The sequence below is a fragment of the Microcoleus harperi Pol14_C6 genome (assembly GCF_036701295.1).
Taxonomy (GTDB): Bacteria; Cyanobacteriota; Cyanobacteriia; order Cyanobacteriales; family Microcoleaceae; genus Microcoleus.
Window position 1 is genome coordinate 221,055 of sequence record NZ_JAUBQN010000004.1, and the last position, 22,332, is coordinate 243,386.

Annotated in this window: 14 protein-coding genes; 7 read left to right on the forward strand and 7 right to left on the reverse strand. The window is 46.6% G+C overall.

Annotated features, from left to right (window positions below):
• Positions 1 to 122 precede the first annotated feature (122 nt).
• Positions 123 to 4,616, forward strand: coding sequence for a DUF4347 domain-containing protein (locus QUA27_RS05510; protein WP_333066852.1), 4,494 nt, complete (start codon positions 123 to 125; stop codon positions 4,614 to 4,616).
• 128 nt (positions 4,617 to 4,744) lie between these two features.
• On the opposite strand, the gene QUA27_RS05515 is transcribed toward QUA27_RS05510, so the two are convergent.
• Entirely contained in the window at positions 4,745 to 10,114 is a 5,370-nt protein-coding gene (locus QUA27_RS05515; RefSeq protein WP_333066853.1) for an AAA family ATPase, read from the reverse strand.
• A 1,091-nt stretch (positions 10,115 to 11,205) separates the two neighbouring features.
• Complete coding sequence (locus tag QUA27_RS05520; RefSeq protein WP_333057711.1) at positions 11,206 to 11,598, reverse strand: hypothetical protein; 393 nt, start codon at positions 11,596 to 11,598, stop codon at positions 11,206 to 11,208.
• 430 nt (positions 11,599 to 12,028) lie between these two features.
• On the opposite strand from QUA27_RS05520, the gene chlP reads away from it, so the two are divergent.
• Positions 12,029 to 13,249, forward strand: a complete 1,221-nt coding sequence (gene chlP, locus QUA27_RS05525; protein ID WP_242723505.1) for a geranylgeranyl reductase — start codon at positions 12,029 to 12,031, stop codon at positions 13,247 to 13,249.
• Between the two features lie 119 nt (positions 13,250 to 13,368).
• Here chlP and dpsA read toward each other — a convergent pair whose 3' ends face one another.
• The gene (dpsA, locus tag QUA27_RS05530; protein WP_333066854.1) at positions 13,369 to 13,911 is read right to left on the reverse strand and encodes a DNA starvation/stress protection protein DpsA; all 543 of its coding nucleotides are present in this window, start codon (positions 13,909 to 13,911) and stop codon (positions 13,369 to 13,371) included.
• Positions 13,912 to 14,266: 355 nt separating this feature from the next.
• On the opposite strand from dpsA, the gene QUA27_RS05535 reads away from it, so the two are divergent.
• The 3 genes from QUA27_RS05535 to QUA27_RS05545 all read left to right on the forward strand — a co-directional run bounded on the left by QUA27_RS05535 (position 14,267) and on the right by QUA27_RS05545 (position 16,853).
• Positions 14,267 to 14,512: an Asr1405/Asl0597 family protein gene (locus QUA27_RS05535; RefSeq protein WP_333066856.1), complete on the forward strand. Its 246-nt coding sequence runs from the start codon at positions 14,267 to 14,269 to the stop codon at positions 14,510 to 14,512.
• A gap of 73 nt (positions 14,513 to 14,585) precedes the next feature.
• The gene (locus tag QUA27_RS05540) at positions 14,586 to 15,248 is read left to right on the forward strand and encodes a (2Fe-2S) ferredoxin domain-containing protein (protein WP_333066857.1); all 663 of its coding nucleotides are present in this window, start codon (positions 14,586 to 14,588) and stop codon (positions 15,246 to 15,248) included.
• Between the two features lie 273 nt (positions 15,249 to 15,521).
• Complete coding sequence (locus QUA27_RS05545; protein WP_333066858.1) at positions 15,522 to 16,853, forward strand: hypothetical protein; 1,332 nt, start codon at positions 15,522 to 15,524, stop codon at positions 16,851 to 16,853.
• 45 nt (positions 16,854 to 16,898) lie between these two features.
• Here the strand turns inward: QUA27_RS05545 and QUA27_RS05550 are convergent, their stop codons facing one another.
• A complete protein-coding gene (locus tag QUA27_RS05550; protein WP_333066859.1) occupies positions 16,899 to 19,040 on the reverse strand; it encodes an FAD-dependent oxidoreductase in 2,142 nt (713 codons plus the stop codon).
• A 193-nt stretch (positions 19,041 to 19,233) separates the two neighbouring features.
• Here QUA27_RS05550 and QUA27_RS05555 point away from each other — a divergent pair, with 193 nt between their 5' ends.
• Positions 19,234 to 19,467, forward strand: a complete 234-nt coding sequence (locus QUA27_RS05555; RefSeq protein ID WP_190662685.1) for a hypothetical protein — start codon at positions 19,234 to 19,236, stop codon at positions 19,465 to 19,467.
• Between the two features lie 187 nt (positions 19,468 to 19,654).
• Here QUA27_RS05555 and QUA27_RS05560 read toward each other — a convergent pair whose 3' ends face one another.
• The 3 genes from QUA27_RS05560 to QUA27_RS05570 all read right to left on the reverse strand — a co-directional run bounded on the left by QUA27_RS05560 (position 19,655) and on the right by QUA27_RS05570 (position 21,457).
• On the reverse strand, positions 19,655 to 20,122 hold the full coding sequence (locus QUA27_RS05560) for a hypothetical protein (protein WP_333066860.1): 468 nt from the start codon (positions 20,120 to 20,122) through the stop codon (positions 19,655 to 19,657).
• 9 nt (positions 20,123 to 20,131) lie between these two features.
• A complete protein-coding gene (locus tag QUA27_RS05565; protein WP_333066861.1) occupies positions 20,132 to 20,266 on the reverse strand; it encodes a hypothetical protein in 135 nt (44 codons plus the stop codon).
• Positions 20,267 to 20,377: 111 nt separating this feature from the next.
• Positions 20,378 to 21,457: a M23 family metallopeptidase gene (locus QUA27_RS05570; RefSeq protein WP_333066862.1), complete on the reverse strand. Its 1,080-nt coding sequence runs from the start codon at positions 21,455 to 21,457 to the stop codon at positions 20,378 to 20,380.
• A gap of 161 nt (positions 21,458 to 21,618) precedes the next feature.
• Here QUA27_RS05570 and QUA27_RS05575 point away from each other — a divergent pair, with 161 nt between their 5' ends.
• Positions 21,619 to 22,332 carry a phosphatase PAP2 family protein gene (locus QUA27_RS05575; protein ID WP_333066863.1) on the forward strand — a complete coding sequence of 238 codons (714 nt, stop codon included), beginning with the start codon at positions 21,619 to 21,621 and terminating at the stop codon, positions 22,330 to 22,332.

Consider the following 22,332-nt stretch of genomic DNA (forward strand, 5'->3'; position numbering starts at 1 on the left):
AGGCTTTCGCCGTGTCCCTACGGGGATAGAACGATAGGCGGGGGTACTTCCTAAACGTGGAATCTGCTGTAAGTCCTATTTGAATGAGATATATAAAACTTAAAAAGTAAAGATGGTGCATAATGATACAGCCAAAAAATGTTTCAAATCTAGTTTTTATTGACTCAAATGTAGAAGATTACCAGAGTTTAATTAGCGGTGTTTCCCAAAATGCTGAAGCAATTATCCTAGATGAAACGCGGGATGGCGTTGAGCAAATTACCGAAAGGTTAGCAACTAAACAAAATATAGAAGCTATCCACATTATCTCTCACGGCAGTCCAGGCAGTTTAAACCTCGGCTCAGAAACCATAAGCAATCAGAACTTACCACAATTCAGCCACAAAATTCAACAGTGGGGGAAAGCATTAACCAAAAATGCTGATATCCTCCTCTATGGATGTGATGTAGCCGCCACAGAAACCGGATTACAATTCATTCAAAAGCTGCATCAATTAACAGGGGCAAACATCGCCGCATCGAATAACAAAACTGGGAATCGAGCATTAGGCGGCGACTGGGAACTAGAAGTAAAAATCGGCACAATTCAAGCCACACCAATTAACGCCCCAGCCTACAGTCACATTCTACCTACAACAGCCAACCCCGACAACAAAGCCCTCCTCGTCAGCGGATCTCCAACCGCCACAAAAATAGACGTATTAGCCAACGACAGCGGCACCGGAAGACTAAATGTACAAAGCATCGCCACCGCCCCTACCAACGGTACAGCGATTATTAATGATGCGATTTATGTCGGCGGCGATTTCATCAGCATCGGCGGAGTTGCACGTAACTATATCGCTCGGTTGAATAGCGATGGCACGGTAGATAGCACCTTCAATCCGAATGCGGATAATACTGTCGAAGCGATCGCCTTAGACAGCAGTGGCAACCCCATAGTGGGCGGCTATTTCAACACCATCGGCGGTAGTACCCGCAATAGAATAGCTAAATTAAACCCCACCACAGGTGTTGCCGATGGTACCTTCAATCCGATTGCGGATAGTTTTGTCAATGCGATCGCCCTTGACAGCAGTGGCAACCCCATAGTGGGCGGCAATTTCACCACCATCGGCGGTAGTACCCGCAACTATATCGCTAAATTAAACCCCACCACAGGTGTTGCTGATGCTACCTTCAATCCTAATGCGGATGCTGTTGTCAATGCGATCGCCCTTGACAGCAGTGGCAACCCCATAGTGGGCGGCTATTTCACCACCATCGGCGGTAGTACCCGCAATAGAATAGCTAAATTAAACCCCACCACAGGTGTTGCCGATGCTACCTTTGACCCGAATGCGGATGCTTTTGTCAATGCGATCGCCCTTGACAGCAGTAGCAACCCCATAGTGGGCGGCCAATTCACCACCATCGGCGGTAGTACCCGCAATAGAATAGCTAAATTAAACCCCACCACAGGTGTTGCTGATGCTACCTTCAACCCGAATGCTAATAGTAATGTCAATGCGATCGCCCTTGACAGCAGTGGCAACCCCATAGTGGGCGGCGGTTTCACCACCATCGGCGGTAGTACCCGCAACTATATCGCTAAATTAAACCCCACCACAGGTGTTGCTGATGCTACCTTCAACCCGAATGCGGATCGTGTTGTCAATGAGATCGCCCTTGACAGCAGTGGCAACCCCATAGTGGGCGGCGAGTTCATCACCACCATCGGCGGTAGTACCCGCAACTATATCGCTAAATTAAACCCCACCACAGGTGTTGCCGATGCTACCTTTGACCCGAATGCGGAAGATGTTGTCAATGCGATCGCCATCGATGCTGGTAGAGAAATCTTCTACACCCCCAACGCCGGATTCAACGGTGTAGACACCTTTCAATACACTGCCACCGACGGCACCGCCTCCACACCCACCACCGTCAGCGTTTTAGTCAACGATTCTCCCACCCTCGATAATTCCGGCATCCCCACTCTCAACCCCCAAAACCAAAACGACAGCGCTAGTACAGGTACATTAATTAGCACCATCATCGCCAACCTCGGCGGTACAAAAATCACCGATCCCAACGCCAGTGCCTTACAAGGTATTGCCATCACCAACCTCGACACCACTAACGGCACTTGGCAATACACCACCGACGGCACAACCTGGAATAATACCCCAACCGTTTCTACCACCAACGCCTTACTATTAGCCAGTGATGCTAATACCAAAATCCGGTTGGTTCCCACTGCAGGTTATAACGGCACTGTTGTTAACGTCATTACCTTTGCCGCCTGGGATCAAATTACTGGCACTAACGGCGGTGTAGCCGACTACACCACAGACCAAACTACTAACACGACATCCAGCGTTTTCAGCAGCACTACCGAAACCGCCGACATCACAATTAATCCCGTCCCCACCGTTACCAGTGTCAGTGCCACCACAGCAGACGGGACTTACGGTATTGGTACATTGATCGACATCACCGTTCAATTCTCTCAAACAGTCAACGTCACTGGTACGCCAAAACTAAGTTTAGCTGGTGTAATTCCTGTTGCCAATTACGTTTCAGGAACAGGTAGCAATACTTTAACATTCCGCTACACTGTAGCCGCAGGTGATAACAGTACCGATTTAGACTATTTTTCCACAACTGCTTTATCCCTGAGCGGGGGTACTATTAAGAATGCTGCCAATGGTGACGCCATCTTAACTTTAGTAACTCCGGGTGCAGCGAATTCTTTGGGTGCTTCCAAAGCAATAGTTATTGATGGCATTGCACCCACAGTTGCCTTAATATCCGCCTCCCCAACAACCACAAACGCACCATTTTTAGTCACAGCAACTTTCAGTGAAAATGTAACAGGATTTAGTTCGAGTGGCATTAATGTTACTAACGGTACGGTGAGCGGCTTTACAGGTAGCGCCACGACTTATAATTTTACCGTTACTCCGAATGCTGATGGCCCCGTCACAGTTGATGTACTTGCTGCTAAAGCCAATGATATTGCGACTAATAACAATGTCGCTGCCACTCAACTAATTCGTACTGCTAATATCACCGCACCTACTGGTAACTTGGGTGCAATTTCTAACATTACTACAGCGGGCGGCACAAGTCAGACATTGACAGTTACTTTCACTGATAGCAGTGGAGTTGATGTTAGCAGTTTAGATAATTCCGATCTGGTAGTAAACTGGTCAGGTGGTGCAATTCCCGCTACATTTGTCAGCGTCGATACTAATAGTAACGGTACACCTCGCACGGCAACTTATTCTCTAACTCCACCTGGGGGAAGTTGGGATGATACAGATAATGGCAGTTACGCTGTTAATTTGCAAGCATCACAAGTAAAAGATACTTTTGGCAATCAAGTTTTAGGTAGCAATTTAGGCAGTTTTACTGTTAACATTCCGACGCCAACTCCGATTCCGACGCCAACTCCGATTCCGACGCCAACTCCGATTCCAACTCCAACTCCGACTCCAACTCCAACTCCGATTCCGACGCCAACTCCGATTCCGACGCCAACTCTGATTCCCACGCCGACTCCGACAACAACTCCAACTCCGACAACAACTCCGACTCCCACAATCACTCCAACTCCGACAACAACTCCGACTCCGACTCCGACTCCGACTCCCACGCCAACTCCAGGTACTCCCGCTGTCATTTTCCTTCAACCACTTGGCAGTACCGACGTACTCGAAAGCTTGGGCAGCGATATATACAAAGTGCGACTAAATACTCAGCCAACTGCTAATGTCACGGTCGCCATTACCCCTGAAACTCAAGTTACACTCAGCCAACGGGCCCTTACTTTTACTCCCGCCAATTGGAATGTCGCTCAAACGGTAACGGTGACTGCGGTTAACGATGCGGTTGTTGAGGGCGATCGTGTCAGCCCAATTAGCCACGCCACTACCAGCACAGACACTTTGTATAATAATCTCGTCGCCCCTCTCACAGTCAATATCAGCGATAACGATAACTTAGGCGATGTCAAAACCTTGTTGAACAAATCAGTAATCGGTTTGACAGACAAAGATGATCGCGTCACAGGATCGCCATTGAATGACATTATCTACGCACGCCCCGGCAATGACTATCTTCATGGCAAAGCAGGGGATGATTTGCTTTACGGACAAAAAGGTGATGATGGTATTAGCGGCGGTGATGGCAATGACATTATTTTTGGCGGCCAAGGCATTGAATTCATTCGGGGTGACGGCGGTTCTGACTTGATTTACTCAGGTAAGGAAAACGATCGCATTTACGGCGGCGATGGTGACGATATATTGTTTGGCGACGGGGGCAATGATTACTTATGTGGAGAAATTGGTGCCGACACTCTCACAGGCGGATTGGGTTTTGATGTGTTTGCCCTCGCGATCGATACTGGTGGAACAGACGCTTCCGCTGCCGATGTGATTGCTGATTTTACCCTAAATCAAGACAAAATTGATTTAATTAGCCCCCTGGCTTTTAGCCAGTTAAATATTTATCAAGGAACAGGCGCTTTTGTTAGCGATACTATAATTCAGTATCAGGTAACAGGGGAATATTTAGCTGTCTTGAAAGGAGTCACTGCCAGCAGTATAGTTCAGGCAGTAACTTTTTAGACTGCCTATGTTGTGGCGCTAAAGCGCTTTAGCGCCACAACATACCTACCCGATTTCGATCGCCTAATTTGTATGCTGACTCAACAGTCGATCGTACTTTTGCTGTGATTTTCAGGTATAGAAACCGCTTAATTTAAATTGTGTAGCCTGTCTTTGATTTTGGTGCGAGTCACCAATGCAGACTCACAGCGTTCCCAGTAAATTTTAGCAACGCGATCGCCCGGATTCTGACGCCAACACTCAGAAAACAGTCGCGCCGCTTCAAATAACTTGCCTTCCGAGTAAAGTGCCCTAGCTTCTGCAAACAATTCCAGCGTAGCTAACTTGGTCTGTTTAATTTCTGGCGGATCTGCATCAAACACCTCATAAATCGTCACAGCTTCGGATTTTCCTTTGACTTTTACCGTGTCTAGAGTGCGGATTGTGTACTGAGATGGATTTTTCAGGCGCGTATAAGTTGGCTGAGTAATTAACAGCGAAACCCCATAATTTTTTGTCAAACTTTCCACACGAGAAGCTAAATTTACCGCATCGCTGATTACCGTCCCGTCCATGCGATTTGGTCCGCCCACAGTTCCCAGCATCAAAGAACCCGTATTAATCCCAATCCCAATCTGAATCCGCGCACAGCCCGAGTTGGTGCAGTATTCATTATATTCAACGAGACGGTGCAGCATCGCTATTCCCGCTTTCACCGCATTATCAGCTTCCCCACTAAACAGCGCCATAATCGCATCGCCAATATATTTATCAATAAACCCGTGATTTTGATTAATAACAGGTTCCATACGAGAAAGATAGGAATTGATAAATTTGAAATTATTCTCCGGCGTCATAGTTTCCGAAAGCGTGGTGAAGTCACGAATGTCGGAAAACAACACCGACATTTCTAACTGCACTTGGTCGCCCAATTCCACATCAATGATGCTTGATTTCTCTAAAAACTGGAGAAATTGATGGGGAACAAATCGCTCGTAAGCTTTGTTGAGTTGAGCCAGCCTGCTTTCATTTTTTCGTACTTCTGTATAAAGCTTAGAATTTTGAATCGAGATCGCCGCCTGTCCAGATAACACTTTTAATAGTTCCACTCTTTCAGGGGTAAAAGCTCCCGCTGTCAGATTATTTTCTAAGTAAACAATACTAATGATTTGAGATTGGTTAATCAGCGGCACACATAAAATTGATTTGGGCTGATGCTTTCGGATGTGGGCGTCGTTAGTAAATTGTCCCGATCGCGCAGCATCATCTAGTACCACGCTTTCTTGAGTCCGACTCACATAATTGACAATTGCGGAGGAAAGGTCTTGACAGGTTTCAACGGGGATTGACTGCAACACGGTGACGAGTTCGTCATTGATTGTCCCTTCAGCTTCAATGAACAGTTGTCCCTGGCTTAACAAAATCAGATAGCCTCGTTGCGCCCCTGCATTTTCCATCAAAATTTTCATCAAGCTAGACAGTAAATTATCTAGCATAATTTCTCCAGAAATCGCCTGAGAAGCCTTCATGACGGCAGTGATATCTAGGTGATTTCCCGAACCAGTCGTTGTCATTGCTACGGTAGTTTGAGTGTTTTTCCTTCCCGGTTGAGTTACTGCGAATAAGTGGGGATATCGCGTTTCTAAATCCGTTACCTTAGCAGTGGCTCCCCATTCAACATAACAATAATACGCCTCAAAAATGTAGGCTTGAGCAACTTTTGTTTTGCCCCATTCCCCGTAGAATTTGGCTGCGATTTCGTTTGCCAGGGCTTCGTCATTAACATATTTGTTTTGTTTGGCTCCAAAAATTGCGCGATCGTACATTTCAATCGCCTCGGCCTTATTGCCCAACACCCGTTGCCGTTCTGCTTCCACTAAATACCATTTATGAAGATAATTCATCGGAGCATTTTGCGCCCACTGTTGCAGCGTGGTTTGATGGGTTTCCACTAAGGAAATAATTTCAGTTTGCTCAATTGCTGGCTGTGCGGGAAAAAGTGCCAGGTGCGTCAGGGCGGCATAAAAATGAAAAATTGGAACAAAAGCTGATCCAGATACTCCCATCAAATACTGTTTAACTTGGGAAATGTGGTCTAAGGCAGCCGTATAATTCCCATAGCAGTAAGCAAGCAGCAGTTTGTAGATGCAGGCACAAGCGATCGCCGTAAATTCATTATCCTGATAGTGCTTGGGAATCATCACCGTTTCATCGTAGGCAGAGCCTATTAACAAATCCGGTCGAATACGGGTTTCCCTCAAGTTTTGCACCGTCTGCTGAATCATATCCAAATAAACCCCAGCAGAAGATTGTTTCAACTGCGCCATGACAGCCCTATAACTTGCTATTTCTGGTTCCCAAGTGTCTAGTTCTACCCCAGCAAATAAATAAGTATAAAAACAAATATATATGTTGTAGCCAGCGTTTACAAAGTCGCCTGTTTCCATGCCCAACCTATAGCCCTCTTTCAGCGTCGGTATCGTTGCCAAAAGAGATTCTTGGCGATGCTGAATCCAGCCACCAAACAAAAGTAGAACTGTGGACTTGAATTCGGGTACATTCAACCTATCCAGCAATGAGAGTGCCAATTGCCCAAAGCCATAGCCCGTTTCCACCTCTTGTAAAAAGGCACAGAATACCATCCCGTGCATCGCATAACCCACCGTCGATGCGGGCGCATTCCCAAAGGAGAGCGATAAACTTACCATCGTGGAGCTCAGCAGGGGCAGCAAACCGGGCATTCCCTGGAAAATGGGTGGAAACAACATACCAGACAGTTGCATAGCTGCCTGAGTCTGTGGATTTGTCATCACAGGTAGGTCAACCAATTCCTCAATCTTTCTGCCGCTTAGTTGGCCCGCAAGGGCTTGTAGCGCTTTGCCAATCTTGGCTTCATCAGGTTCGGCAGGAAGTTCAATGCCCAATTGTAAGAGTGCGTCTCTGGCTACTGCGATCGTTTCTAAAACCTTGCTCTGGGCTGTCTGAGCGGCAATTTGAATTTCGTAAATTTTAACTCGATCTAAAATTGTTTGGGCTTCTTGCAAAACCAGTGCTGCCATCTGTTCCATACTATCAAAATCACCATTCAAATAGGCAATTTCAGCAGCAGCAACGTAAAGATTTAGCGCCAATTCATATTCAGTTTGCCAACATTGACGTGTCAGTAGCTCAATTCCCGTTTGTAGATAGATATTTGCGGCAGCGTAGGCGGTAGAATTTCTAGCCTTACGTCCAGCTTCTAAGTTTAGTTGAGCTAAGGCTGAGCGTTCACTGAATTGATGGATTAACTCAATTCCTTGATTTAAATGCCCCACAATATCAAAGATTTTTTCGTCTGTTTCTATCTCGGAAGAACTTTGTAGCAGTAACTGTCCAATTTTGAGATGAGTAGCTTGTTTTCGATCGTCGGGAATCAAGGAATAAGCCGCTTGCTGGACGCGATCGTGCAGGAACTTATAAGTGGGATTAGCAACAGACTGATTCGGGGATTGAGCATCTGCTTGAATGAAGTTATAGCCTTCTGAAATCACTAAAATGAGTCCTTCTTGCAAGGCTTTCCACAGCGCTGATGCCGTTTGTTCTGGTAATTCTTCGCTGACTATTGCCAATGTCTCTAAATCAAACTGCGCCCCAATGCACGCGGCAAGTTTGAGAACATCCTGAGTTTCTTTAGGCAACTTCTGCAATTGCGTCGCCATAAACTCCACCACATCCGAGGCGTCGGCAAATTTAAGTTCATTAATATCGCACTGCCACCCCCCTTTACTGCCTCCCTTAGTAAGAGGGGATTGAGGGGGGTTAAAAATAATTTGACCATCTTCATACAAGGCTTTGAGGAATTGAGTCGAGAAAAAGGGATTACCTTGGGTTTTTTGATAAACCAATTCTGTCAGGGGCCCGGCTAAAGATAAATCGCAAATCAGCGTATCTGCTACCAACTGATTGAGATCTGCTAAACTCAACGGTTGCAGAGTAATCGTATTCACCGTGGCTCCCGACTTCACAATCTCATCCACCGTCAACATAAACGGATGAGCCGGTGATACCTCATTATCCCGATAAGCACCCAATACTAACAGATGCCCCGTATCTTCCATCAATAGTTGTAATAACTTCAAAGATGCCGAATCTGCCCACTGCAAATCGTCCAAAAACATCACTAAGGGATGTTCTGCTTGGGTAAATACTTGCACAAATTTCTGCATCAGCAGATTGAAGCGATTTTGTGCTGCACTCCCCGACAATTCTAATGCAGGACGTTGAGCGCCAATGATGTGCTCTAATTCAGGAATTACGTCTATCAAGACTTGCCCACTCTCGCCTACTGCGGTGAGAATCAGGGTTTTCCATCTGTGTAACTGAGCGTCACTTTCTGATAATAATTGTCCCATCAATTCCCGAAATGCTTGCACAAATGCACTGAAGGGGATATTGCGCTGGAATTGGTCGTATTTGCCTTTGATAAAATAGCCGCGCTGTCGGGCGATCGGCTTATGCACTTCATTCACTACTGCGGTTTTACCAATCCCAGAAAATCCAGCTACTAGCATCATTTCGGCACTAGCATTACGAACTCTTTCAAAGGCAGCTAATAGATGAAAAACTTCTGTTTCTCTGCCGTATAACTTTTCGGGAATCAGGAAATGGTCTGTAAGATCCAGGGTTCCCAAGTCAAATTCTGCTATGCTATCGGTTTCTTGTAATTGAACCAGACACATTTCTAAATCCTGCTTGAGACCCAATGCAGTTTGATAGCGATTTTCCGCATTCTTTGCCATCAGCTTGCTGACAATTTGCGAGAGGATTAGGGGAATTTCTGGCTTGATTTCGTGCGGGGGAACTGGTTGTCTGGCAATGTGGCAGTGAACTAGCTCTAAAGCGTCTTCTGTCTCAAAAGGTAGTTTTCCTGTCAGCAATTCGTAGAAGGTGACGCCGAGGGAGTAAAAGTCAGTGCGGTAATCGATAGAGCGATTCATCCTACCAGTTTGTTCCGGCGAGATGTAAGCGAGGGTTCCTTCTAAAACGTTGGGATTTTTCAGGGTTGGCATTTCTCGCGTTAGCTGAGTGGAAATGCCAAAGTCGATAATTTTGAGCTGTCCAGTTTCCGGGTTATAAACAATATTTGAGGTGTTAATATCTTTGTGGATAATATTGGCGCTATGAATTTGCCCTAAAGTTTCAGTGGCAGCGATCGCCAGGATCAGAAACTCCTTGAGGCTAAACTTTCGCTGCTGCATCCATATTTTCAAGGATTCCCCGCCAAAGTCCTCCACAAAAATTACGAGGCTATTTTGGTATTTTTGCAAGTCATAAACTTGCACGACTCCCGCCTCTTTCAGCTCTCTAGTGATACGGTATTCGGTGCGGTAGCGTAGCAATTCTTGAGGTGTGGGGTAGCTTTCTTTGAGCAGTTTCAGGATGAGCGGTTGGCGATCCGCTTCCCGAATCCCCCGGTAAACCAGAGAGTTGGTACTTTCGTAAAGCAGTTTCTGGACGGCAATGCCTGGAATGGAGAGCATATTTATTTTTTTGGTAAAAATTAACGTTTACTCAAAACACACCGGATTCGTTGTGTCGAGAATAGCGCTTTAGAAAGGAACAAATTATGTTTTTATAACACACTCTTAGTTTTTCGGCAGCGAAGTGGCTTTCAGGTGGTCTGGCAGAGTAAGGGTAAGGAGTTATAATGCGACGTATCTAAGCCTTGTTAATTCTCAACTCCATGAATTGTCCCCGTTTCGGTTCTCCAAACATCGTTAAAAATTGTCCCACCCCCAGCGCTAAGCAAAACTTTAAATCTATATATTGTCACAGGCAGTTTGTTTAAAACCGCGCACATCAAAGGATTTCAGAAGAAACAAAAAAATTGAGAGATCGGCTTTTATTAGAAAAAATATCTTGAGTCGCGATTGTCAAAGTCACGAGGGTGTCCCCCCGCTGGTTCTAATACTATGTGTTTTTCAACAATTAGCATCAGTCCCCCGGAAAGTTCAAGTAAAGTCAAAAAATCAAGGCAAGCTAACGATCCAACACGATCAAATGTAGTCGTTTGTAGGCAATAAGGGGAACAAGCAGTGGAAAGAGCTGCCAATAGATGCCTTAACCAAAGAAATTCTAGCGGTTTATAGCAATCCTACATGAGTCGTAATTTTTTTACCCCAGCCCACCCAACCCTCCCCTTAGTAAGGGTAGGGAGTAAGAAATGCACAAATGATTTAGGATGGCTGTATATAGGAAGTCTAGTTGAAATGGGCGCTAAAGGTTTGTCAGATTCAGTCCCAGTAGTTGAGAGACGATGTGCTGTCTATTATACCGATTTTTTGGTCGCATATAAAAAAGTTTTGCCTCGCCAGCGACACAAATCTGTCGGGAAAGATACGGGCAAAACTTCTGATCTCTAAAGATGCAAGAACTCCCTGATGTACAGGATATCTTGCTATTGTTGTAAGAAAGAGCCTTTCCTAATCTAAAAAGCTCTCAAATCATGTGGGAGCTTTGTGGTATTTTATTCATCAATACAACGCTTCTTTATCCCTAAAAGAATTGAGAATTTTTCCTTGCTATGCAGGACTACCAGACTTTGTTTTCAGGATTTTGGAGAGTCATTTATCTACTTCCGCTTACCCTTCCCCGCTACAAACTCCCGCAGTCGCAGTAAACTAGCGGTTTGCCCCAAATTCAGTGGCAGCAGCGACACCCCCTCCAAGCGAGACTGCACCCAACCATCGCCCCAATACCACTCGTGAAATCCGTCAATTCCCTGACTCAATAACAGGCGCAGACAATTGTGCTCAACAATATCAACGTGATGCTGAACTGCCACTGGGCCCAGCCAACTTGTAAAGGTCAAACCTTGAGCAAATTCTTCCGGCAAACCGCTAGACAACTGCTGCGGCCACAGCCACTGCTGCAATTGACTCGGACGCAACAAGCTGTCTCTAATCGCTGTTTCGGAAGCTTCAAGCTCAATCCGCAGGTTGCTTTGTTGAAAATTACCGAGCATAAGAATTTTAGATATAAGTGCAAGTAACTTTAATGTAACTTATTGGACTGGTTCTAACCTGTTAGGGGCGGGCAAGATGCCCACCCCACAAGCAGAAAATTCATCGGTTGTGGAACAGGCCCGAAAGCTTGTTCAGCCTAGAAACCCACCCCACAAGCAGAAAATTCATCGGTTGTGGAACAAGCTTTCGAGCTTGTTCTTAGAAGTTCGATCGCACACTAGGGCACATCAACGCACATCCGCGTTCATCTGCCGTTAAAGATTTAAGATCTTCGATCGCACCTACTGTCCGAAACCCGATTTTCGTATCGAACTGTTAAGCTCTGTTTCATTTCATTGAAATCTCCCCTGCTTCACCCCACCGCATCCAAAGTCCGTGATACCATCACACCTGAGTAATGCCTATAGAAAAAAACTGGAGAGAAAAGCTTTGACACTAAGGGTTGCAGTAGTAGGTTCAGGCCCTGCGGGTTCTTCCGCCGCCGAAACATTGGTAAAAGCAGGCATCGAAACATACCTATTCGAGCGTAAATTAGACAACGCCAAACCCTGCGGTGGGGCGATTCCCCTGTGCATGGTCAGCGAATTTGACTTGCCGCAAAGTATTATTGACCGCCAAGTCAGAAAAATGAAAATGATCTCCCCCTCCAACGTCGAGGTGGACATCAATATTGAAAACGCACATGAATACATCGGTATGTGCCGCCGCGAAGTGCTCGACGGCTTCATGCGCGATCGCGCCGCTTCGTTGGGTGCAAAACTGATTAACGGCACCGTTCACAAATTAGAAATTCCCGGCAACAATACAGACCCCTATACTCTCCACTATGCCGACCACTCCGACGGCAGCGCCATGGGAATTCAGAAAACTCTGAAGGTGGATTTGGTAATCGGGGCTGACGGCGCTAACTCCCGCGTAGCAAAGGCGATCGACGCTGGCGACTACAATTATGCGATCGCCTTCCAAGAGCGCATCCGCCTGCCAGAAGATAAAATGGCTTACTACGAAGACTTAGCCGAAATGTACGTCGGCGACGACGTATCTACTGACTTCTACGCTTGGGTGTTCCCCAAATACGACCACGTAGCCGTCGGTACCGGCACGATGAAAGTCAATCAAGCCAGCATCAAAAAGCTGCAAGCAGGCGTCCGCGCCCGCGCTGCCAAAAAACTGATGGGCGGTGAGATTATTAAAGTGGAAGCTCACCCCATCCCGGAACATCCGCGTCCCCGCCGGGTTGTCGGCCGAGTTGCTCTCGTAGGCGATGCAGCAGGTTACGTTACTAAGTCTTCTGGCGAAGGTATCTATTTTGCCGCCAAGTCTGGCCGGATGTGCGCCGAAACTATTGTGGAGATTTCCAATAAAGGCGCGCGCATTCCGACTGAAGAGGAAATTAAGATTTACCTCAAGCGGTGGGATAAAGCCTACGGCATTACTTACAAAGTTCTGGACATTTTGCAGCGCGTGTTCTACCGTTCCGACGCTACCCGCGAAGCTTTTGTGGAAATGTGTGCCGATCGCGATGTGCAAAAGCTCACATTCGATAGCTACTTGTATAAAACCGTGGTACCGGCTAATCCCTTCATTCAGATGAAGATTACTGCGAAAACCATTGGTAGCTTGTTGCGCGGCAATGCTTTAGCGCCTTAATTCCCTCCGGCTAAGCACACTTTGTATAAAAAAGCGGGCAGTTTTATGACTGCCCGCTTTTTTTTCGATCTAAGATAACCAACCCCGAATGCGCGAAGGAAGAGGAAGAAGAAGAATTTTTAGTTCAAGTTCAATTGCACTAAGGTATCGGGGGCGAGGAAGTGAGAAATGTGATAAGCCCGTTCCTCGGTTTTCAGCAGGATTTTTTCGTAGAGGTAGCGCGTAGCTCGATCGCCCAAACTTTCTGCTTGTCCTGCTTGACGGCGCAGCAAACCTATAATAGCTTGTTCCGCCGTCAAATCGTGTTCTAGCATTTGGCGGCAGGAATATACGCCGTCGGCTTCCGGCTCAAAACAGCACAGCTCGGCTAACTTGCTAAAGCTAGCTGCCGGTATGCCGCCCAACCCGTTTAACCGTTCGCCCAACTCGTGGACGCTATCTTGAGCTTCTCCGTAGCTTTCTTCAAAGAATTTGTGCAAGGAGTAAAATTCTGCCCCTTCCACCACAAAATGATGTTTTTGATATTGCAGGTATAGAGCCTGAAAACTGGCCAGCAGCGCGTTCATCCCTTCACAAATCGGTGCTGTGACTGAATGTTCCAGTAGAACTGGGTTTTCGGCTATGTGGCCAAACGGTCTCAATGCACTCTGAGTCTCAGCCATGTGTGTTCTCCTCTCAATAGGCAGTTTTGTTGCCAATAGAGTCAGTCTAGCACTGTAAATTTACCAGTCAAGCAGCGTCTGCCTCGATAGTGGAAGATTTTATAGAGTAGGAAATTTATTTTCTAAACCTATTGAGAATTATTAGCAGTTGGGTTATGCTTTAAAAAGATCCTCGTTCTAAACGCTTCCTGAAAGTGGGGCGAACCTTCTGAAGGCAGAAGGCAGAGGGTAAAAGGCAAAATTTTTTAGGAAGGGCTGTTGATAATCCTTGAGGTTCTTCGGAAATCTAGCTTTGAACTTCTGCCCGCTATCAGTCAGGGTAAAAATTAATGCAAATTATTACTGTTGTCAAAAAATGAATCCAGCAGATCCAGAATTAGAAGTTTGTGACATTGTGCAAGTTAGTTGGCTAGATAGGTGGCAAGTTTACAAACGCTTGCAAGAGCTAGAAATTCCCTGCTGGTGTGCGGTTGACCAACCTTTGCGGGCAAAAGTCAACACTGTCAAACAAGCTGCTCAGTTAAAGAGCGTGTTGAGGCAAGTCAGTGCCCCGAAGGGCGAACTCGTGCAGTGGCTGGAGTGCTGCTGGCAAAGGGGCTAAAGGAAGCAGGAAGTTAGGCAAAGAGCAGCGTACAAGATGTAACGGATGTAACGGATTTAAAGGAGTTATAACAATGTATAAATCTGGCAAGCAAGTTTCCGAATTCAGTTTAGAGGGAGAAATCCTCGGCCTGATTATTGAAGATGGGTGTAAACTTAAATATTTGCGAATTAGTAGCGATCGCGGAGTAGAATATCTTGTTAAACTTTGCAAGGAATTGCGGGCATTTCTGTCGCCTATTTTGACACCGGGGTTGAGAGTTCAAGTTGTAGGTGAGAAAGAACTCAATTTGAAAAACGGTAAAATAAAACTTAAAGCTCGCAGCCTCAAGCTGGCTCAGGGTAACAACGATCGATCGCCAGAACAGCTCGACTCCACCAATGGGCCTGTTGCGGTATTGACATCCGACGATCGCGCGATCGGCAAAAGCGAATTCACCTCTCCCACAGCAGCTCAAACTGTAAAACCTCCAGCAAAAACCCAAACCAAAATATTAGTATGTCAAAAATCAGACTGCCTGAAGCGGGGCGCTGGAGGAGTCTGTAAAGCTTTAGAAAATGCTTTGAATGCGCGCGGTTTAGAAGACAAAGTGACAGTACAGGGAACCGGATGTCTCAAACAGTGTAAAGCGGGCCCAAATATAGTTGTGATGCCGGACAAAACTCGCTACAGCCGCATTGCACCGGCAGAAGTTCCAGCAATCATTGACAAACATTGTGCAGTTGTTAAAGCTTAGGCGATCGCACGCATACCGAAACAGTGCGTTAGACATCAGGAAAAATTATTTTGATAGGACTCTGGACCAAAAACTCACGTCTGTAGGGTGCTCACAGGCGCATCTTACGCCTGAATTTGAGTTCGGGTTGTAGTTCGATCGCGCGAATCGATTCAGAGGTTATTGTCCCAAAAAACCGGAAAAAGGCCAAAACTATCACTTAGGGGCTTCCTTCTGTAGAATCTCTAAGGATAGACTGTATCTGAGACCCTGTGAGTATTGGGATAAAAAGCCATGTCAGAAGCTGATCTTCGAGCCCATCAGCACCAACCGTACCCTGCTGTTCCATCCGATACCGAACCATTGCAGTCAAATATTTCTGATGCTGGGGGTTTTGAGCCGATCGCCCCCGATGCGACAGACCCTCCCGCAACGGTTCCCCAACAGCCAGAAGAAGACTGGCAAACAGTAGATTTTCCCAACGCCATCAGCGTAGATGCAATTCCCACAAAACCGGAAACAAAAAATTCGCAATCTCCGACACAGCCGGCGGAGGCGGGCTCGCCCCCGATTTCAGAGAACCTAAAAAATATGCTTGGGAATGCCGAACAGGCCAAGGGCAAAGGATCGACCCCTGTCACGCTAATGCAAGCGCTGCACGAATGCAACCGCGACCTTTTGCAGCGCATCGCCCAGCTAGAAACAGCTCTTGAAGAGTCCCAAAAAACCTTGCAGAATCGCGAAGCTTTGCTAGAACAGCGGACTGCAGAACTAGAAAATACTCAAGAACAATTGACGCGGCTGTTTGGCAAAGTGGAAGTTTCCCATCAAACCCTCCAAAGTCAAGAAATTTTAGTCGAAAGTTTAAGAAGTCAGTTGGCAACCAGCCAAGTCAGGCTAGCGACTGTTGAGCGAGAATGTGCGTCTACTGTGCAGCGCTACAACGAACAGTTACAGCAGTTAGTAGCCACAGAAAATATTTGCAGGGAATTGCGAGCCCGCTTGCACCGCCAGCAGCGCCACACTCTGCAATTCAAAGCTGCCTTGGAAAGAAGTTTGGACAGGCCGCAGGTAAAGTCGCCGAAGATCGAGCCGCCTGACAATGGTCTGGACACCGCCAGCGCACAATTAGAATCTTTGCTCGCGGCGGTCAAAAGCTCTCAGATGCCGGTGCCGCCAGCCTTCAACGCTTCCCCTGTCCAACCTTGGTCGGAACCAGAAGAGGTTCCAGAGGTAGCCGCTGCTCCGGAGGCGATCGAGCCTGAAGCCCCAGCGCCTCTAGAACTCAACAAATTAGCCGAGGTATCTGCCATTCAATTGCAGGAGAACGAAACCTACCAGCCTGATGAGCCGGCACCTGACTTGGCCGAACCGGTTGCGGAACCTGAACTGCCGATGGCTGAGTCTCAACCCGAAACCGCTACCCATGTGGACACGCAAGAATTAGCCAGGGCTTTTCAAATTTTGAACTCCGTTGAAACCTTTGGCATTCAAGAAGTGCGATCGAGTGTGGCCAAACCTACAGCAGTCGCCCAACCAGACTGGCTGAGCTTGATTGCCAGTCCGCTGCGGGCTTCTAAAAAACGCCGATCGCTAGCTGAAATTGAATTGCCGAGTTTTCGATAGCGAACGGAAGTTGCTAGTTTTGAGTTAAAACTCAAAACTCAACACTCAACACTCTTTTCTCCCCTTTCCCATGCCGTAGGTGAGAGCATAGCTGGTAGCCAACAGCCACAGCCAAACAGCCGGATACCGGGGTTCCAACCAAGGCTGTACCCTGCGGGCGAAGCTGGGAAGCCATCCGAACAGCAAACTGGCCACAGCCAGCAGAGTAAAATTCAAGTAACTTCCCAGCCAGCGCCAAATATCCCCCAAGGTGACAAAATCTAAAATCCACATTAGGAGAGAAGGGTTTTTTCCGGCTGCTTCGAGCGCCAGCCGATTGAAAGTTAGCCAGTCGATTCTGTCTTTAATAAAAGTTTCGGCTACAGTGAGTTTTTGTGCTGCCAAAATACCGAAAAAGGTATTGAGAATTGAATTAATTCTTTGAGGCGGCAAACTGCTGCCGGTAGGAACCATCATGCCTTTAGAAAACAGCCAAGTTACGGAAACATTGCTCTGGTAGGCGCGAATTTGATTTAAGTGATTTGCAGTCAACAAATTGTGCTTTAACGCTGTATCCAAAAGGTCTGTTAAGCGGAAAAGATTGCGGACGAGGGAGCCGAAGCCTGTGAAAACGAGGGGAGATTGCAAGGATGCAGCGTCGCCGATCGAGATTAGGCGATCGATCGCCACGGAGCGATCGCTGCTGTTGCTGCTAAAATGCCCCGGAATATAACCAAAGGTCGGTTTTTTCCACACCAATTTATCGACATCGCAGCGGCGGTATTCCGGCAAAATTGCGAAAAAATCCTCGTACATTTCCAGCAAAGAACCGGGATTGTCTGGATGTACTTGGTGGTAGTGAAATAGATAAACTGTCAATTCTGTGCCGGCGCCGGGAAACAACTCCCAGATGAGCTGGCGTCCGCGGGAAATGTCCCCGTGAGTGTAGAGTACATCCCCGTAATCGGAATCCCATACTCCCCGCTCAAATCCTCCGTCGATGACTGCCCCCACTGTCGGACAAACGCTGTCAAAAGTCCGCCCTTCGTTCAATTGCCAAGCGATCGGAGAAGCCGAACCCATTGCATCCACCAGCAGCCGTCCTAATGCAGTGCGATCGGCTTTGGTCGGCAAGTGGCGGCCTTGAACTACTACTTTTTCTGCTTCAACATCGGCTCTAAGAAACTCAGTTTCGTCCCAGATTTCTCCACCAGCTTCTGTTAGCTTAACTCCCGCTAAATTCAGCAATTTCTCCCCGTCCAAAGCTACATTGAGTACCTTTGGTGTGTGCAGAACTGGCGCTTTAGCCACGGGCGGATTGTTAGCATCAAAAAACTTGTTGTAGCCATCTTTGTATTCTCTGGCAATCAAAGTTTCTATTTCTGCAGCAGTAAATAAACCCAAATCAATTAAGCTTTGAATTTCATCCCGCGAAATATTCCACTCGCGATTCATCCGCCCGAAAGGCATTCGTTCAACTAGCAGCACCCGGTAGCCCAATCTCGCCATGACTGCGGCGTGAATAACTCCCAAGGCCCCGCCAATATAAATTAAGTCATAAAAAGTATCGCCAGAATCAGACACCGAAATTGTACCTTCTTCCTTCTTCCCTCTTCCTTCTTGCTTCTTCCCTGTTCCCTCTTCCTTCAAAAACACTACTTGTTTTGGCTTTTGAGGATTGCGAGTGCCTTCGCGCCAACGCTGTTCCCACCAGTAGACGCGCTTGAGGTCGTATTCGCCTTGAGGCATTTTTTGGAAGTATTTGACAGTGAGGGGGTAATAGGGGGCAAGAGCCTCAAAAATTGACTGTTTGGAGAGGTCTATGACAGGGGGTTCGCGGTAGTGATCGGGAAACTTGTTTCTCACAGCAAGATTCAGAGCTTCCAGGAACTTTTTTTCTCCCGCAGGCGCCTCTTCTAGACGAAAGACTTTTAAATAAGTGGTGCGCTGCAGTGACCAGACAAAGGTGGAAAGTTCTGTCGATCGCCAATTTTGGTTTCCTGAATTGGTGTCCGCGAAGGGGGGTTTGGGATTGGCATTTTGAGTTCCAGACTTGAGAACCTCGGCTGTTGTGGCTGGTGAAAGCAGTCGAAAGCCGTCAGCAGTAATAATTTTTTCTCCGATTCCGGGATCGAATTCGTCCTGCAACCAAGTGCAGACGGCTGCTGTATCCGGCGTCGGGACTTCTAGATAAAGAATTTCTTGCATGATTAGGCTCTCAATTCTGAATAAATTAATAAAGATGGGGGAGTTGACAAGGGAGCAAAGTAGGCTATACTCCCGAATACTTATTGAGTTTTAAATAAGTTTACAATGTTCTCAGATTTTTAGATTTTCGATCGCTCTTGCTCTCGGTTGGCCCACAGTGGCTGAATATCTACTCCTTTCGGTATGCACTTCTATGAATTATCCCATTCCTACGAATCCTCAAGAAATGATTGCTTTGCGACAGCAGCCACTGAATGAAGAATTGGTGGCCTCGGCGATCGCAGGTGTGATTCAAATAGCTCGATCGCGCTCTCAGTCTTTGGATGAATTGAAAGCTGAGGTACTCGCCGACGACAATCTGCTCGATTTTGCTCAGAGGCTATGGCTGAGCGACATTGTGGCTCAAGCTTGGAACAATTTGCCCTAAATTGTCAACCTCCAAACCACGCTCCCGAACGCTCGCGTTCGACGGGGAAAAACGAGCGATCGAGCCGGTGACAACAAGCTGATGAAAGCTACATTGTCCCGGAGAATTTGCGATATTGTAAAAATTATGGTTAAGTTACTGTTAAATTTATCAATATTGAGCAAATTTCATAAATTGGCTCCCAGTTTCATAGGTTAGCTGCATCGATCAAATATTTTAAGATGCCAATAATTTTACTAAAACTATCAATTAAATAATCATTTAAATCAACTTCCATAATTTGATTACTAAGCCGTAAAAATTTCCCATTTGTCCCTGTTGCGACCCCTCCATATATTTCGGAAATATTATTGTTTCTTCTTTCATTAAAAAGTTGAGCAGCAATCATTTCTGCCATAGATCGGGGAAGCCCAGCTTGGATATTATCATTTTTACCTTCTACCAAGGCGACAACGGGGGCTTTGATTAGGAGTTGTTGGGGAGAACGACTAATCAGAAAATCACAGAAACCCGTTAATCCTTTTGCTAAATCTACATTAAACTCTTTTCCTGAAAAAAAGCTAATTTGATACTTAAACTGTTTTCTAAGTTCTACTAAAATAGGTGTGACAATTAATTCTGAGCGAGCTTTTTCGGTATTAATGGCTAAAGCCAAAGAAATGTTTTATTGCAGAGTTTGGCTGAGAAGCTCGCTATACTCGGCTTCGGGTAAATCGGCAAAAATACCAACTTTGTCAGCAATGGTTATGCCAAAGTTGGTTTCAATCATTTCTAGGTTGGTAAATTGGCTGTATGACATCTTTATTATGAGAAAAGGAAAACTTGACCATCAGAAATGGAAAAATATTGTTGTTATTTTAACATATTTGATGCTCGTTTTCAAAGTAATTTGGTATGAGTAACTTGGGGACTACCGCAACTCAACTTCTCGCTTGACTTCTGCCAAAACTCGATCGCCCCGCGTCAACCGATATTCTGCCCGCCAAACTCCGGGAGTCAGAGGAGAATTTGTACTGTTTCTTTTGCCGACATAACCCAACCAAGTGCGGCTGGGGGCTTTAATTTCATTGGTCTGATCGGCGATGGTTGTGCCGTTGGGGGCAATTAATTTGTATTGTTCGCGATCGCCCTTGAGCACTCCGTAACTTTGCACCCAAAACAACAAAGCTGGACTGTTTGCAGGGAGTTGAGTCTCTGAAAATTGTCCTTCCCAGAGAGCGTTAATATCGGGCGGCTTATTGGCAAAACCGGCCCGAATTAAACCTGTGGAAATATAGTTTAGAGGCTTGTCCCAAATAGGATTGCGGGCGATGTTGCAGCCTACCTTCGCGTCGGGCCCGACAAACGGATCTACGGGTTTGCCTTGATAGCGAAAAGTTACGTGTACGTGGGGGAAAGATGCCATCCCAGAGTTTCCCACCATGCCCAAAACAGTGCCTTTTTGTACCTGCGTACCCGGTTTGACCGCAACGCTGCCTTTGCGGAGGTGGCAGTATTGGGCTTCCCAACCACCGCCGTGGTCGATTACCATGCCGTTGCCGCATTCTGTGCCTGCGATGCCGGCTTTGTCTGTATCGTTTTGTAAACGCCGATCGACCACACCATCTCGCGATCGCAAAACTTTCCCTGCAGCGGAGGCAATAACTGGCACTCCTTTTGCCATTGCTTTGGCGTCGGGAATGGCAAAATCTGTGCCGTCGTGGCCGTCGTAGGTTTGGCGCCCGCAGCCAAAATCGACGGCGGTGGGGCCGGGTTCTCGATCGAAATACAGCAATACAAAACAGTCTTTTCCTAGGGTACAGTCGATCGGCTGGCCGAATTGCGGGTTGTTCGGCTTTTGGGCGACTGCGGTAGAGACGAGACGCTGGGCGATCGTGTGGGCTTCGGCGATCGGCGCACTTACTCCGCTGTTAATTGCACAGCTAGAAAGACTTGTCAACCCCAAGGTTAACAAAATTGCAGAAATGTGTTTTTTTGATAGTATAGTCATTCGCCGGTTGGATGTAAAAGCTGAGGTGGGTAGTGAAAAATCAATTAATGATTCAGAATAAAGTTGCTCAAGAATCTTGACGATCGGTAAGGCGGTTTCGTTTCCGATAGTTGTTGTATTATTTTCATTTGAAACTTTTAAAAGTTTAAATTACTTAAAAAATGCGCTCTAAAATTCGATCGCTCATTTCGATAATTCGGCTGGCCGGGCTTGCTGTTGCTGCTTTGGCGATGTGGGGATTTGCCACCCTTGCCGAAGAGGTTTTGGAAAAGGAAACCTACGCTTTCGATAAATCTATTTTACTATATCTTAGGAGCCTTCACACTCCGCTGCGCGATCGCATCATGCTCGCCTTTACATTTTTGGGAGAGCCAAATTTGCTGCTAGCCCTGAGCGTGAGTTTGGGTATTATATTGTGGGTGCGAAAACATAACTCCGAAGCCACAACTATTGCAGTTACTGGCGCCGGGGCGGTTGGTTTAAACCTACTGTTAAAAAAACTTTTTGCGCGCGCTAGACCTCAACTTTGGGAGCGCGTTGTTGACGTTCGCTTTTACAGTTTTCCTAGCGGACACGCGATGATTTCAATGGTTATTTACGGTTTGTTAGGCTATTTCTTGGGTTCGCGCTTTCCCAAGCAGCGCTGGTGGATTTACAGCTTGACAGTTGTATTAGTGGGGGGTATTGGTTTGAGTCGGCTTTATCTAGGGGTTCACTGGCCTACCGATGTTATTGCCGGTTATACGGCGGGTTTGGTGTGGCTGATTGCCTGTATTCTCAGTTTGGAAGTATGGAAGCAATTTCGTTCTGTTAGTGCGCCTTCTGAAGAAGAGTTTTTGTCACCTGATCCCTCTCAAGAAATAACTAATGACTAA